This is a genomic window from Amycolatopsis orientalis, from assembly GCF_000943515.2.
GTDB lineage: Bacteria > Actinomycetota > Actinomycetes > Mycobacteriales > Pseudonocardiaceae > Amycolatopsis > Amycolatopsis orientalis.
The window spans coordinates 1,891,442-1,905,849 of record NZ_CP016174.1 but is presented as its reverse complement, the minus strand read 5'-3'; the positions used below and the strand labels follow the sequence as shown (position 1 = coordinate 1,905,849).

At 69.1% G+C, this 14,408-nt stretch carries 10 protein-coding genes; 4 read left to right on the top strand and 6 right to left on the bottom strand.

Annotated features, from left to right (window positions below; genetic code table 11):
• Positions 1-184: 184 nt before the first annotated feature.
• The gene (locus SD37_RS09190) at positions 185-1,423 is read left to right on the top strand and encodes an FAD-dependent oxidoreductase (protein WP_044852690.1); all 1,239 of its coding nucleotides are present in this window, start codon (positions 185-187) and stop codon (positions 1,421-1,423) included.
• Between the two features lie 72 nt (positions 1,424-1,495).
• Here SD37_RS09190 and SD37_RS09185 read toward each other — a convergent pair whose 3' ends face one another.
• The 6 genes from SD37_RS09185 to SD37_RS09160 form a co-directional block, all read right to left on the bottom strand.
• On the bottom strand, positions 1,496-2,266 hold the full coding sequence (locus SD37_RS09185) for a fumarylacetoacetate hydrolase family protein (RefSeq protein ID WP_037304895.1): 771 nt from the start codon (positions 2,264-2,266) through the stop codon (positions 1,496-1,498).
• A gap of 9 nt (positions 2,267-2,275) precedes the next feature.
• Positions 2,276-3,910 carry a citramalate synthase gene (gene cimA / locus SD37_RS09180; RefSeq protein WP_044852689.1) on the bottom strand — a complete coding sequence of 545 codons (1,635 nt, stop codon included), beginning with the start codon at positions 3,908-3,910 and terminating at the stop codon, positions 2,276-2,278.
• A gap of 302 nt (positions 3,911-4,212) precedes the next feature.
• Positions 4,213-5,256 carry a 3-isopropylmalate dehydrogenase gene (locus SD37_RS09175; RefSeq protein ID WP_037304890.1) on the bottom strand — a complete coding sequence of 348 codons (1,044 nt, stop codon included), beginning with the start codon at positions 5,254-5,256 and terminating at the stop codon, positions 4,213-4,215.
• 235 nt (positions 5,257-5,491) lie between these two features.
• Entirely contained in the window at positions 5,492-8,896 is a 3,405-nt protein-coding gene (locus tag SD37_RS09170) for a S8 family serine peptidase (protein ID WP_044852688.1), read from the bottom strand.
• A 312-nt stretch (positions 8,897-9,208) separates the two neighbouring features.
• Positions 9,209-10,807 carry a phosphoglycerate dehydrogenase gene (serA, locus tag SD37_RS09165; RefSeq protein WP_044852687.1) on the bottom strand — a complete coding sequence of 533 codons (1,599 nt, stop codon included), beginning with the start codon at positions 10,805-10,807 and terminating at the stop codon, positions 9,209-9,211.
• A gap of 140 nt (positions 10,808-10,947) precedes the next feature.
• The gene (locus SD37_RS09160) at positions 10,948-11,514 is read right to left on the bottom strand and encodes a TetR/AcrR family transcriptional regulator (RefSeq protein ID WP_044852686.1); all 567 of its coding nucleotides are present in this window, start codon (positions 11,512-11,514) and stop codon (positions 10,948-10,950) included.
• 95 nt (positions 11,515-11,609) lie between these two features.
• On the opposite strand from SD37_RS09160, the gene SD37_RS09155 reads away from it, so the two are divergent.
• From SD37_RS09155 to SD37_RS09145, 3 genes are read left to right on the top strand one after another with little or no spacing between them, the layout of a single operon-like run.
• Positions 11,610-12,518, top strand: coding sequence for a TIGR03620 family F420-dependent LLM class oxidoreductase (locus SD37_RS09155; protein WP_044852685.1), 909 nt, complete (start codon positions 11,610-11,612; stop codon positions 12,516-12,518).
• Positions 12,515-13,351 (top strand): TIGR03620 family F420-dependent LLM class oxidoreductase, encoded by an 837-nt coding sequence (locus SD37_RS09150; protein WP_044852684.1) that lies wholly within the window; start codon positions 12,515-12,517, stop codon positions 13,349-13,351. Before SD37_RS09155 ends, SD37_RS09150 begins: the two co-directional genes overlap by 4 nt.
• The gene (locus tag SD37_RS09145) at positions 13,335-14,291 is read left to right on the top strand and encodes an ankyrin repeat domain-containing protein (protein ID WP_044852683.1); all 957 of its coding nucleotides are present in this window, start codon (positions 13,335-13,337) and stop codon (positions 14,289-14,291) included. Before SD37_RS09150 ends, SD37_RS09145 begins: the two co-directional genes overlap by 17 nt.
• The last annotated feature ends 117 nt before the right edge of the window (positions 14,292-14,408 follow it).

Here is a 14,408-nt window from a genome sequence, read left to right as displayed (position 1 = left end):
GGGACCGTTCCGGCGCAACCGAAGTCCTGTTTGGACAGTCATCCCGGGTCGTTCACAGGTCGCCGCGGCCGAGCGGTGCCCTCATCGGCGGATCCGTCCGGATGGCGCTTGACGCGACGGCCGGGCAGGTGCATGCTGAGCTTATTCAACAAGTGATGAATAAGGGTTCGAAGGGGTGGGACGAATGCACGAACACACGAGCTGCGTGGTCGTCGGCGGTGGCCCCGCGGGGATGGTCGCCGGGTTGCTGCTGGCCAGGGCCGGGGTCGAGGTCACGGTGCTGGAGAAGCACAAGGACTTCCTGCGGGACTTCCGCGGCGACACCGTGCACCCGTCGACGTTGACGCTGCTCGACGAGCTGGGGCTCGGCGAGAAATTCCTCAGCCTGCCGCACAGCCAGATCACCTATGCCGGCTTCCCGGCCGAAGACGGCACGATGATGCGGCTGGCCGACCTGACCCGGCTGAAGGTGGCGCATCCCTTCGTCGCGATGGTCCCGCAGTGGGACTTCCTGGACCTGCTCGCCGACGCGGGGGCGAAGGAATCCACGTTCACGCTGCGGCAGAGCACCGAGATGACCGGGCTGATCCGGGAACAGGGCCGGGTGACCGGCGTCCGCTACCGCGACGTCGAAGGGAAGACCGGCGAACTACGCGCCGACCTGGTGATCGCCGCCGACGGCCGCTGGTCGCTGGCCCGGCGGGAGGCCGGCCTGGTGCCGAAGGAGTACAACACCCCCTTCGACGCGTGGTGGTTCCGGATCTCGCGGCGAGAGGACGAAATGGAGGGCGGGCTGACCCCGAGGATGCGGAATCGCCGGTTCGCCGTGCCGCTGCCGAGGAAGGGCTACTTCCAGGTCGCCTACCTCGGCCCCAAGGGCGAGGACCTGCGGACCAAGGGCATCGAATGGTTCCGGGAGAACGTGGCCGACGTCTGCCCCGAATTCGCCGATCGCGTGGACGAACTGAAGACGACCGACGACATCAAATTCCTCGACGTCAAGCTGAACCTGCTGCGCAAATGGCATCTCGACGGGCTGCTGTGCATCGGTGACGCGGCACACGCGATGTCACCGGTCGGCGGGGTCGGCATCAACCTCGCGGTGCAGGACGCGGTCGCGGCCGCCACCCTGCTCGCCGAACCACTGCGCCGGGGCAGGCCGTCGGTGGCCGACCTGGCGAAGGTGCGCAGGCGCCGTCTCGCGCCGACGATGCTGGTGCAGGGGCTGCAACGGATGCTGCACAAGAACGTCATGCGGCCGGTCATGGAGGGCAGGCGCAACGGCCCGCCCGCGCCGATGGTGAAGCTGTTCCGCCGCTTCCCGGCGCTGTCCTACTTCCCCGCCCGGCTGCTGGGCCTCGGCCTGCGGCCCGAGCACGCCCCGTCCTTCGCGCGGCGGGCGATGGAGCCGGCCGGGAGCTGAGTGCCCCGAACGCCATGAAAGGTCCTTTCCTTGCGAAATTTGCAAGGAAAGGACCTTTCATGGCACGTGAGGTCAGACGGCCTGCACCGGGTTCGTCAGGGTGCCGATACCGTCGATGGTGATCGAAACCGACTGGCCGTCCTCGATCGGGCCGACGCCCTCGGGGGTCCCGGTCAGGATGACGTCGCCGGGCAGCAGCGTCATCACGCCGGACACGAACTCGACCAGCTCGGGGATCTTGTGCACCAGGTCCGACGTACGGCCGTCCTGCTTCAGCACACCGTCGACCTCGGACCGGAGCGCGAGGTCGGCGGCGTCGATCGAGGTCTCGATCCACGGCCCGAGCGGGCAGAAGGTGTCGAAACCCTTCGCCCGGCCCCACTGGCCGTCGGCCTTCTGCAGGTCACGCGCGCTGACGTCGTTCGCGACGGTGTAGCCGAGGATCACGCTCGCCGCGCGGGCGGCGGGCACGTTCTTCACCGGCTGGCCGATGACGATCGCCAGTTCACCCTCGAAGTCGACGCGGCCGATGCCGTCGGGACGGCGGATGGGCGCGTGCGGGCCGATCACCGTGGTCGACGGCTTGATGAACAGCATCGGGTCCGCCGGGACCTCGTTGCCGAACTCGGCGGCGTGCTTGGCGTAGTTGCGGCCGACCGCGATCACCTTCGACGGAAGGATCGGCGCGAGCAGCCGGACGTCGGCGAGCGGCCACCGCTTGCCGGTGAAGTTGGGGTTGCCGAAGGGGTGCTCGGCGATTTCCAGTACCTGGGCGTCGTCGCCGTCCCCTTCGATCGAAGCGAACGCGACACCACCGGGATGAGCAATTCGGGCTAGGCGCACTCCCCCACTCTACGACCTGTGCGCGGGTGCCTCACTGAGGGACTTGTGCACGAGCGCGTCGCACAGCGCGAGCCAGCTCGCCTCGACGATGTTGCCGTGCACACCGACCGTGGTCCATTCCCGTTCACCGTCGCTGGTCTCGACGAGCACGCGCGTGACGGCGTCGGTGCCCGGATGCCCTGGCAGGATCCGCACCTTGTAATCGGCCAGCTCGACACTGTCCAACCAGGACAGGTGCGGGCTGAGTGCCTCGCGCAGGGCGGCGTCGAGCGCGTGCACGGGGCCGTTGCCTTCGGCGGTGGCGATCACGCGCTGCCCGGCGACGTGTACCTTCACCGTCGCCTCCGAGACGACCTCGCCGTCGGAGCGGTGGTCCAGTACGACCCGGTACGACTCGAGTTCGAACGGCGGTTCGTCGAGGACGTCGCTTTGCGGGCCGTCGGCCTCCCGCCGCAGCAACAGTTCCAGTGAAGCGTCCGCGGCTTCGAAGGACCAGCCCTCGGATTCGAGTTGCTTCACCTTGCGTACCGCGCTTGTCAGCGCTTCGGGCTGGCCGGCAAGGTCGACCCCGAGCTCACGTCCCTTGAGCTCCAGGCTGGCCCTGCCGGCCATCTCGGTGACCAGTACCCGCATGTCATTGCCGACCGAAGCTGGATCGATGTGGTTGTACAGCAACGGATCCACCTTGATCGCGCTCGCGTGCAGTCCCGCCTTGTGGGCGAAGGCCGACGCCCCTACGTAAGCCTGGTGGGTGTAGGGGGCGATGTTCGCGATTTCGGCAAGAGCATGGGAGACCCGGGTGAGCTCGGCGGCGCCTCCGGTCGGGAGCACCTCCATTCCGAGCTTGGTCACCAGATTTCCCGTCACGGCGAACAGATCGGCGTTACCAGCCCGTTCGCCGTAACCATTGGCGGTGCACTGGACGTGCGTCACGCCGGCCTGCACGGCGGCGACGGAGTTCGCCACCGCGCAGGAAGTGTCGTCCTGACAATGGATTCCGAGCCGGAATCCCGTCCTTTCCTTGACCTCGCGGACGGTTTCCGCGAGGCCGAGCGGCAACTGGCCGCCGTTGGTGTCACACAGCACGGCGACGTCGGCACCGGCATTCACCCCCGCGTCGAGCACCTTCAAAGCGGTGTCCGGGGAGAACGCGTAGCCGTCGAAAAAGTGTTCCGCGTCAAGGAAGACGCGGCGTCCTTCGCCGACGAGGAACGCGACGGTGTCCCGCACCATCGCGCAGGCTTCGTCGACATCGACCCGCAGCGCGCGCTCGATATGACGAAGGTCCGATTTGGCCACCAGCGTGATCACCGGTGCCTGGGAGTCGAGCAGGGCCCTCACCTGCGTGTCCTGCTCCGCTTTCGTGCCCGCCTTCCGCGTCGCCCCGAAGGCCACGAGCGCGGCGTGCCGGAGTTTGACCTCACCGGAAGCGACGCGGGCGAAGAATTCCGTGTCCTTGGGCAGCGCGCCCGGCCATCCGCCTTCGATGAACCCGACCCCGAGGTCGTCGAGCAGCCTCGCCACCGCCAGTTTGTCCGTGACGGAGTAGGAGATCCCCTCACGCTGCGCGCCGTCGCGCAACGTCGTGTCGTAGAGGTGGAATGCGTCGCCGAGCGGGGTGTCGGCGGGCTCCGTGCGAGTCACGGGGAACTCCTCATGGTGGCGGCAAAGCTGGTTCGGGCACAAAAAAACCTCCCGCATGGGTGCGAGAGGTTGCGCGCCGGGGGCTCTTGTGGAGCGGTTATCCGGCGCGCTCGGCGATAATGATGGTGCAGGAGGTCACGAACGCATCATGGCACATGCTCCGCCGGGCGTCCACAAGCCGGGCCTCCTATCCCATCCCCTGAGACGTCGCAGGGGCCCCGAACGCCATGAAAGGTCCTTTCCTTGCGAAATTTGCAAGGAAAGGACCTTTCATGGCGCGCTAGGGAATTCGCGCTGGAGAACTACTGCGTGACCGTGCGCACGTTCGACGACACGAGCGCCGCCAGCCGGTCACCGATCGCGTGCGTCGCACCGGGCGACGCCTGGTCGCGGGTGGCGAGGTCGAAGGCCACCGAGGCCTCGATCCGCCGTGCCGCTTCCTTCTGTCCCAAGTGGTCCAGCAGCAACGCGACCGAAAGCACCGCGGCGGTCGGGTCGGCGAGACCCTGCCCCGCGATGTCCGGGGCGCTGCCGTGCACCGGCTCGAACATGCTCGGGTTCCGCCGCGTGATGTCGAGGTTCCCGCTCGCCGCGAGCCCGATGCCGCCGGTCACCGCCGCCGCGAGGTCGGTGATGATGTCGCCGAACAGGTTGTCCGTCACCACGACGTCGAACCGGGACGGATCGGTCACCAGGTGGATGGTCGCGGCGTCCACATGGGAGTAGGCGACCGTCACCTCCGGGTGCTCCAGCGAGACCTCTTCGACGATCCGCGACCACAGCGAACCCGCGTACTCCAGCACGTTCGTCTTGTGCAGCAGCGTCAGGTGCTTACGCGGCCGGGCCTCGGCCCGGTTGAACGCGTCGGTCACGACGCGCCGGACGCCGAACGCCGTGTTGACGCTGACCTCCGTCGCGATCTCGTGCTCGGTGTCCTTGCGCAGCAAGCCACCGTTGCCCGCGTACGGGCCTTCGGTGCCTTCCCGCACGACGACCATGTCGATCTCGCCCGAGTCGGCGAGCGGGCCGCGCACGCCCGGGTACAACCGCGCGGGGCGGAGGTTCACATGGTGGTCGAGCTCGAACCGGAGCCGCAGCAGCAGCCCACGCTCCAGAATGCCGCTCGGCACCGTCGGGTCGCCCACCGCGCCCAGCAGGATCGCGTCGTGCTGCCGGAGTTCACCGAGTACGGACTCCGGGAGCAGCTCGCCGGTGGAGTGCCACCGGGCGGCGCCGAGGTCGTAGTTCGTGATCTCCGCCGCCGGGACGACCTCACCGAGCACCTTGAGCGCCTCGGAGACCACTTCGGGCCCGATCCCGTCTCCTGGGATCACCGCGAGCCGCATCCACACACCTCCGTAGACCAGGCCACCGGCAGTCCGGATGGCCCATCCGCAAGAAAACGCCAGCAGCGGAAGGTTACCGGCTGTAGCCCGGTAGCCGTAGCCGCACCACCCTTATGCCGGAACCTCCCACAGAGCGAGACAGCCGAAAGGGTGAAAACAAGAAGGGACGCCCTGGCGGAAAGCCTGCCGCCAGGGCGTCCCTCACCTCATCGAACGCGGATTACCGCACCGTGGATCAGCCGACCCCGATCGGCTGACGTCCGGTGTGCCTGCCGCCGTTGCCCGGCCGGTCGACACCCGCGTTGCCGCCACCGGCGTTCGCCTGGATCTTCACCACGTTCGCCCGGTTGCCCGAGGCGTTGTGGTGCTCGATCGCCAGCAGGCCCAGGACGGTGTCCTGCGCGGCCGTGTTGCGGTTGACCACCAGCGCGGTGCCCGGCTTCGCGACGTAGCCCAGCGCGGAGTCGCCGCCGCCCTGGACCGAGTACGCGGGAGCCAAGGCGTCGAACGAAAGCGGCGTGCCGACGTAGTCGATCGTCGACGAACCCGCACCCGGCGCCGCGTAGAACCCGGAGGTCCCGACGGTGTAGCTGATCTTGTGCGACGCGGCGTTCGGGTCGATGCCCAGTGCCGCGATGCTCACCGGCAGCACGACGACGTTGGTGTCGTACACGTTCGTGTCGACGTCGCCGAGCTGGCCGTTGACCGGCTGGATGTCCACCTGCGGGAAGCCCGGCTTGAGCGCCACGGTGACCGCCACGAGGACGTCGGTGGACGTCACCTTGGTCACATAGGTCTCGAAGTCCGGCTGCCCGTCGCCCGTGGTGTCGATGTCCACGAACGGCGAGGTGTTGCTGCCCATGTTCGCCAGGTCGCTCCAGGTGGTGAGACCGAAGGCCAGCAGCGCGTTCTCCGGCGTGCCCTGTGCCTTGGCCAGCGGAGCCGTCGACGCCGCGCCGACGTAACGCAGGTCGCCGCCCTTGGCGGTCTGGTTCAGCGTGCAGTCGGTGGTGACGTCGCCGTCGCACTCGGGCAGCTGCGGGGATTCCGCCTGCAGTTCGAGCACGCTGATCAGCGAGCGGTACCGCTGCGGGCCGGTGCCCTGGTCCACGCCCTTGCCGGTCAGGTTCAGCACGGCCTGGTCCTGGCCCGCGCCGAAGTTGACGTTGCCCGGGGTGTTGATGGACGAGACGGGCTTGGGCGCGGAGTACACCGAGAGCCGCAGCGGAACGGTCGTGCCGCTCTTCGGGGTGAACGCGATCCGGCCGGAGGCGTCCGCCACGAACTGCCGGGCGAGGCCGACCTGGGTCGCCACCATGGTCGGGTCCATGACCTTGCGGAGCGCCTTGGGGTCGGCGATCTTCAGGGTCACCTTCACCAGCGCGACACCGCGCGGGCTCAGCTTCACGGTCGGCTTGTCCACTGTGTACTCGACACCGGGGAGCGAGTTCACGGCTTCGTAGCCAACCGAGTACTCGACTGGCTTGATGCCCTTGTTGACCACCTTGACCGTCTTGGTCAGGGTGACCGGGCCGCCCGCTTCGACGGTGCCGAAGTTGACCGTGACGAAACCGGGGTTGTCGACGACGTAGGCCAGGACCTGGTTGTCCAGCGCGGCCTTCGCGTCGATCCGGCCGCTGCCGACGCGCTGCGGACCGTAGACCCGGCCCGAAGCGTCGTGGATGTCGTGCCCGGCGGTGTTGATGACCGAGGCCTTGACCTCCTCGACCGACCAGTCCGGGTGCGCCTGACGGATCAGGGCGGTGATACCCGAGGTGTGCGGAGCCGCCATCGACGTCCCGGAGATGACCAGACGGCCCGCTCCGCTGCCTGCCAGCGCCGACGAGATCGAGTCACCGGGCGCCGCGACGTCCGGCTTGACGGCCGGGCCACGCCCGCCACGCGAGGTGAACGAGCTCGGGGTGTCCACAATGGACTGATCGAAGGTCGGCACGGACACGCGGCCCTTGCCGGTCATACGGATCTGCAGCGTGCCGGCGGTGGCCGCCGGGCGGATCGAAGCGGTCGCGCTGCCGGTGAACTGGAAGGTCGGCAGGGCCGCGTTACCGGCGATCCCGGCCGAGAAGTGCTCCAGCGTCGAGGTGAACAGCGCGCCCTTGGCACCGGCCGCCTGCGCGTTGTTCGAGCGAGCGCCCGAACCGCAGGCGCGGGTCGCGTCGTTGTCGTCCCATTCGAGCAGGACGATCTTGCCCGCGGCCTTCGCCTTGTCCGCCGCGGAGTACGGCTTGCAGCCGGCGGCGTTCTCGGCGGAGAGGGTGACCACCGGCGCGGTGACGTCGAGCGTCTCGTAGGACGCGTAGTTCTGGCTGAACTGCCCGGTCTTCGGGCCCTTGACGCCGTCGGGCGCGACAGCTTCGACGGCGTCGCGCAGGACGGACGCGTCACGGCTGCTGGCGACGGTCAGCGCCTCGGGCGTGTTGCCCGGCGCGCCACCGACGTCGTTGAGGTCGCCGCCGTTGCCCGCGGAGAACACCGGGACGACGTTGTTCGCGGCGATCTTGCGCACGAACAGCGAGTCCGGGTCGTCCGGGGTGGCGAAGTCGCCGCCCAGCGACAGGTTGACCACGTCGAGGTGGTCGGTGAAGTCGCCGTCACCGTCCGGGTCGAGCGACCAGTCCAGCGCCTGCGAGGTGACGTTGGTCGAGCCGTCGCAGCCGAAGACCTTGATCGCGTACAGCAGGGCCTTGGGCGCGGTGCCCGGGCCGATCTGCATCGCTTCGAGCTTCTTCTTGTTGAGCTTCTTGTAGTCGCCCGTGAAGGTCTTGCCCGCTTCGTCGACACCGAATCCGGCGACCGTGCCCGCGACGTGCGTGCCGTGGTGGCCGCAGGCGAGCGGGTTGGGGTCCGGCTTCGGGACCTTGAGGGCCGGGTCGTCGCTGCCCGAGTCGTAGGCGTCGCCGACGAGGTCCACGCCGCCGACGACCTTGTCGGTCGGGAACGCCGGGGTGGCCTGGTCGCGGTTGATCGCCTTGTACGCCTCGGCGGTGCCCGGACCGCCGAAGTCGGCGTGGGTGTAGTCGATGCCGTCGTCGATCACGCCGACGCGGATGCCGTCGCCGTAGCGGCCGGTCTGCTGCCACGAGGCGAGCGTGTTGGTCAGCTGGACCGCGCTGGAGTTGGTGCGGGTCTTCGGCACCACCTTCTTGACCGAGACGACGTCCGGGCGCTTCGCCAGCTCGCGGATCTTCGCCGCGTCGGCCGTGACGACCGCGCCCGCGACCGCGTTCGAGGTCTGGGTGACCAGCTGGGTGCCGGCGTCGGCGGCCTTGAGCTGGCCGACGACCGAGTTCACCGTGGCGGCGGCGTCGGCCTTGGCGACCTTCGCGGCCTGCTTGGCCTTCTCCTTGCCGGCGCCCTTGTTCTGCTCGGCGTTGAAGGCGTCGACGGCGGGCTGCTTGGCCAGTTCGACGAAGGCGGTGATCTGGCCCTGAGCGGCCTTGAGCTTCGGTTCGACCTTGCCCTGGAATCCGTTACGGTCGATCTTCGCCGGCTTGACACCGTCCGCGAGGGGGACATCCTGCGCGGAGGCGGTGGCCCCGGTCACGGATGTCGCGAGCAGTGCGGCGAAGACCGCGGCCGATGAGCGGATGGCCCATCGGGGAACGCGGGATCTGTTCATGAGTATGTGCCCTCACTCGAGGCCTTGACTCGGAACCTGCCTGCCGCTCGAACACACCCCCGACGGTGAGCCCCGGCGCCGCGCCGTGCCCTTGACGACGCGATGGTTCGGCCTCGCCGCAAAAACCTATCGGCCCATCCGCCCGACTTCAGTAGGCATTTTTCACCGTTATTGAATCTTGCTCGCGTTCGCGAACCCTGCACCTACAACGACCGCAGTTGGTCGACTAATCGCGAGGAAGCGCGTGAAGGCCCCCTTCCCTCGGCTGAGCAGAGGGAAGGGGGCCTTCACGCGCTTTTCAGGGCTTGCGGGTCAGCCGAAGTTGACCGCGCGGATGGTGTGCGCGCCCACGGTGGCGCCGATCGGCTCCAGCAGGTGGGAGTCCACCGAGCGGTCCACGCGCAGCAGCATCACCGCGTCCGCGCCGTCGGTGGTCTGGCTGATCTGCGCGGCCTCGATGTTGATGCCCGCTTCGCCGAGCAGCGTGCCGACGCGGCCCATGATGCCCGGACGGTCCGGGTACTCGAGCAGCAGCACGTTGCCCTCGGCGCGCAGGTCGAAGTGACGGCCGTTGACCTCGACCAGCTTCTCGACCTCGTCCTTGCCGGTGACCGAACCGGACACCGAAAGGGTCGCGCCGTCGGCGTAGACCGCGCGGACGGTGACCAGGCTGCGGAACTTGGGGCTTTCGGGCTCGATGACCAGTTCGACCTGGACACCCAGTTCCTCCGCCACCCGCGGCGCGTTCACGAAGGTGACCTGGTCCTCGACGACGCCGGAGAACACGCCGCGCTCGGCCGCGAGCGGCAGCACGCTGACGTCCTCAGTGGACAGCTCGCCCTTGACCACGACGGTCACCGAGGCCGGGGCCTTCGGGTTGAGCGCGGTCAGCACGGTGCCGAGCTTCTGGGTGAGCGAGAGGTACGGCCGCACGTGCTCGCCGACCGTGCCGCCGCCCGCGACGTTCACCGCGTCAGGCACGAAATCGCCGCGCAGCGCCAGCAGCACGGACTTCGCGACGTCGGTGCCCGCACGGTCCTGCGCCTCGGCGGTCGACGCGCCCAGGTGCGGCGTGACGACGACGTTCGGCAGGCCGAACAGCGGGCTCTCGGTGGTGGGCTCGGTGACGAACACGTCGATACCGGCGCCGCCGACGTGGCCGGAGCTGACCGCGTCCGCCAGCGCCTGCTCGTCGATCAGGCCACCGCGCGCGGCGTTGACGATGATGACGCCCGGCTTGACCTTCTTGAGCGCCTCGGCGCCGATCAGGCCCTTGGTCTCCGGGGTCTTCGGGAGGTGGATGGAGATCGCGTCGGCGCGCTCCAGCAGCTCGTCCAGCGTGACCAGCTCGATGCCGAGCTGCGCGGCGCGGGCGGCCGAGACGTAGGGGTCGTACGCGATGAGCTTGGTGTCGAAGGCGGCGAGCCGCTGCGCGAACAGCTGGCCGATCTTGCCGAGGCCGACCACACCGATGGTCTTGCCCTGGATCTCGACGCCGGAGTAGGCGCTGCGCTTCCACGCGCCGCCCTGGAGGCTCTGGTCGGCGGCCGGGACGCGGCGGGCGACCGCGAGCAGCAGCGCGACCGCGTGCTCGGCGGCGGAGACGATGTTCGACGTCGGCGCGTTGACCACCAGCACACCGCGTTCGGTGGCGGCGGGGACCTCGACGTTGTCCAGTCCGACGCCGGCGCGGGCGACCACCTTGAGCGAGGTGGTGGCGGCGAGGACCTCGGCGTCGACCTTGGTGGCGGACCGCACGAGCAGCGCGTCCGCCGTCTTCACGGCTTCGAGCAGCGCGGGGCGGTCCGTGCCGTCCACATGCTGGACCTCGACCTCATCGGAGAAGACACTCAGCACGGAAGGCGCGAGCTTCTCGGCGATGAGGACGACGGGCTTGTTCGGCTTGGTCACGATACGGCTCCCACTATCTGGTCTGTGCCTGCGACTCGGGGTTGATTGGCTTCTCGGCGGGAAAAAGTGCCTCGAAGCGGTTGACGGTCACGCCGTTGTGCCCGGTTGCGCCGCAGTTTAGACCTGGTGACAAGGGATTGTTAACTCGCCCGTAATCCGGCGAAAACGAGGTCGAGGAGCCGTTCGAGGCGGTTGTCACCCGAAAGGTGTTCGCTGGCCCAGGAAAGCGCGTGCAGCACCACGAGGATTTCGCTCACTGTGACGTCCGCCCGAAGCTCCCCCGCGGCCTTCGCACGTTCCACCAGCTGGGACACCTGATCACGCATGGCGTGACAGGAGGCGTACAGCGGCGACGTCTCGTCGTTGAGGACGTCGACCATCAGCTCGGGCAGTCCGCGGTAGCGCGCCGACTGCTCGCCCATCCCGGAGAGCCAGGCCTTCAGCGCGTTCAGCGGCTCCGGGGAGTCCAGGAGTTCACGGGCCACCGCGGCCTGCGTGTCGAACCCTTCGCGGAGCACCGTCTCGATCAGGGCCTCCCGCGTCGGGAAGTGCCGGTAAAGCGTCCCGATGCCGACGCCGGCCCGGCGCGCGATCTCTTCCAGCGACGCCTCGACCCCGTGCACGGCGAAGGCGTGCCTCGCCTCTTCGAGTAGGCGCTCGTAGTTGCGCCGGGCGTCCGCCCGCATCGGCTTCTTGTCGGTGTCCATCGCGCTCCCGAGCCTAGTCTCGACAAATCGGAGGCAGCCTCCGTATATTCGGCGGCGTAACCGGAGGCTGCCTCATGTTAGCTGGAGAGACGAGAATGAACCTGATCGAAGAGACACGGGACCGGCTCGGGCCGGTCGGTATCTGGTTGCCGCTGGGCCTGGTCCAGCCACCGCCCGACGAGGAACGGCGGGCGACGCGACGACTGGAAGAGCTGGGCTACCGCACCGTGTGGGGTGGCGAGGGGCCGGGGAACCGGGAGCTGTTCGCGCACAGCGCCCTCGCGCTCACGGCCACCGACCGGGTGGTGATCGGCACCGGGATCGCCAACATCTGGTCACGGCCCGCCTACACCACCCACGCGGGCGGGCGGACGCTCGCGCACGCGTTCCCCGGCCGGTTCGTCCTCGGCGTCGGGATCGGGCACGCGAGCCAGGCGGCGAAGACCGGTTCGGACTACCGGCCGCTCGAACAGACCCGTGAGTACCTCGCGAAAATGGACGAGGCCGCGGCCGAGTTCCCGGCACCCGTGCCGTTCCCGCGGATCCTCGCCGCCGTCGGCCCGAAGATGCTCGAACTCGCCAGGGATCTGACGGACGGCGCGCATCCGTTCGCCCAGCCCTTCGAGCACACGCCGTACTCCCGCGAGATCCTCGGACCGGACAAGCTGCTCGTCCCGACCCATTCGGTCCTGCTCGGCGACCGGGAGCAGGCGCGAGCGAGTGTCGCGAACGACATCGCGCTGATGAAGCGGTACGACGTCCCGCACTACTTCAAGGGCTGGAAGCGACTGGGTTACACCGAAGCGGACATCGACGGCGTCAGCGACCGGCTCGTGGACGGACTGGTCGCCTGGGGTGACGAGGAGAAGATCGCTCGGCGGATCAAGGAACTCGTCGACGCCGGCGCGGACACCGTGCTCGTCAGCCCGGTCGGCCACGAACTCGATGTACTGGTTAAGCAGCTGGAACGGCTGGCCCCTGCCTTGACGGCGGTGACCAGGTGAGCGTCGGGATCTGGACGTTCTCGTTCGACGGCAAGGAAATCGGCGAAGTCCGCGACGCCGCCTCGGAGGTCGAAGAGCTGGGGTTCGACACGTTGTGGTTCGGGGAGTACCTGGGACGCGAGGCCTTCACGCAGGCGGGTCTGCTGCTCGCGGCGACCTCCCGGCTGAAGGTCGCCACCGGGATCGCGCGGTTCGACCAGCGCGAACCGGCCACTGCCGCGGCCGCCGGACGCACTCTCGCCGAGGCCTATCCCGGGCGGTTCATCCTCGGCCTTGGCGGGCACCGGCGGGGCACGAAACCACTGGAAGCCATGCGCGGCTACCTCGACGGCATGGACGCTGCCGAACTGTCCACACCGGACTCCCCGCATCGGCGGCTGCTGGCCGCGCTGGGACCGAAGATGCTCGCCCTGGCGGCGGAACGCGCCGACGGGGCACATCCGTACTTCGTCCCGGTCGAGCACACCGCGCAGGCGCGGGAGGTCATGGGGCCGTCGGCTTTCCTGGCCGTCGAGCAGGCTGTCGTCCTGGGTTCGGACCGGGAACTCGCGCGGCAGCACGTGTCGGCGTACCTGGGACTGGCGGCCCACCATCAGGCGAATCTGCGGCGGTTCGGCTTCACCGAGGAGGACTACGGCTCGGATCGGCTGGTCGACGCGCTGGTCGCCGTGGGGGAAGAGGCGATCTCCGCGCGGATCCAGGACCATCTGGACGCGGGCGCGGACCACGTCTGCCTTCAGGTGCTGACCGGGGACGAGGAGATCCCGCTGGCGGAATGGCGGATTCTGTCGGGGGTGGGCGGTAGCGTGCGGAAGCGTGACGTCACCGGCTGAACTCGCCTTCGAACAGGCACGGCAACTGATCGACGCGCGAGACCTCTCCGGGCTCGCGCGCCTGGTCGGCGACCTGCCCACCCTCGTCCACGCGCACGGGAAGAACGGGAACGACCTGCTCGGCATGGCCGCCGCGACCCGTGACGAGCGGCTGTGCCGGATCCTGCTCGACCACGGGGCCGATCCGGCGTCGGCCAACGTGCACGGCTGGACGGCGTTGCACCAGGCCGGGTACGTCGGCTCGCCGCTGCTGGTCACGATGCTGCTCGACGCGGGCGCCCCGATCGGCGTCCCGGCTCGCGGCGACGGCGGGACGCCGCTCGTGGTCGCGCTGTTCTGGGGCCACCGCGAGGCTGCGGAACTGCTGGCTTCGCGCGACCTCGCTCCCGGCAACCTGCGCGTCGCCGCCGGTCTCGGCCGGGCCGACCTGCTCGACGCGTTGCTCGCGCCGGACGGCACGCTCTCCCCGGCGGCGGGCGCGCATCGCGAATTCCACCGGCCGCACAGCGGTTTCCCGGAATGGCGGCCGAGTGACGATCCCGCCGAGATCGTCGACGAGGCACTCGCGTGGGCCGCGCGGAACGACCGCTCCGACGCGGTGCGGACGCTGGTGGAGCGCGGCGCGAAGGTGGACGCCGACGTCTACCGCGGGACCGCGCTGACCTGGGCCGCCGCCCAGGGGAAGGCCGAGGTGATCGGGACGCTCGCGGAACTGGGCGCGGACGTGAACCGTCAGGGCACCTTCGGCGGGCTTTCCCACGGCGAGGGCGTCACGGCGCTGCATCTGGCCGTGCAGGGCGGGCATGTGGACGCCGTCCGGGCCCTGCTGGCGGCGGGAGCGGACCCTTCCCTTGAGGATTCGTTGTACTCGTCGTCGGCCGTGGGGTGGGCCGAGCACTTCGGGCAGGCGGAGATCCTGTCGCTTCTTCGGGAGGCCTGAGCGCGCGCCATGAAAGGTCCTTTCCTTGCAAATTTCGCAAGGAAAGGACCTTTCATGGCATCCCGGCACCCGCCACCCCTGTCCCGATCCTGACGACGCTTGGCCCTCCCGAGCCTC

Excerpts from the sequence above, each read along its gene's own strand:
- SD37_RS09190 (WP_044852690.1), top strand. The coding sequence starts at position 185 with ATGCACGAACACACGAGCTGCGTGGTCGTCGGCGGTGGCCCCGCGGGG.
- SD37_RS09175 (WP_037304890.1), bottom strand. The coding sequence starts at position 5,256 with ATGCGGCTCGCGGTGATCCCAGGAGACGGGATCGGGCCCGAAGTGGTC.
- SD37_RS09170 (WP_044852688.1), bottom strand. The coding sequence starts at position 8,896 with ATGAACAGATCCCGCGTTCCCCGATGGGCCATCCGCTCATCGGCCGCG.
- SD37_RS09160 (WP_044852686.1), bottom strand. The coding sequence starts at position 11,514 with ATGGACACCGACAAGAAGCCGATGCGGGCGGACGCCCGGCGCAACTAC.
- SD37_RS09155 (WP_044852685.1), top strand. The coding sequence starts at position 11,610 with ATGAACCTGATCGAAGAGACACGGGACCGGCTCGGGCCGGTCGGTATC.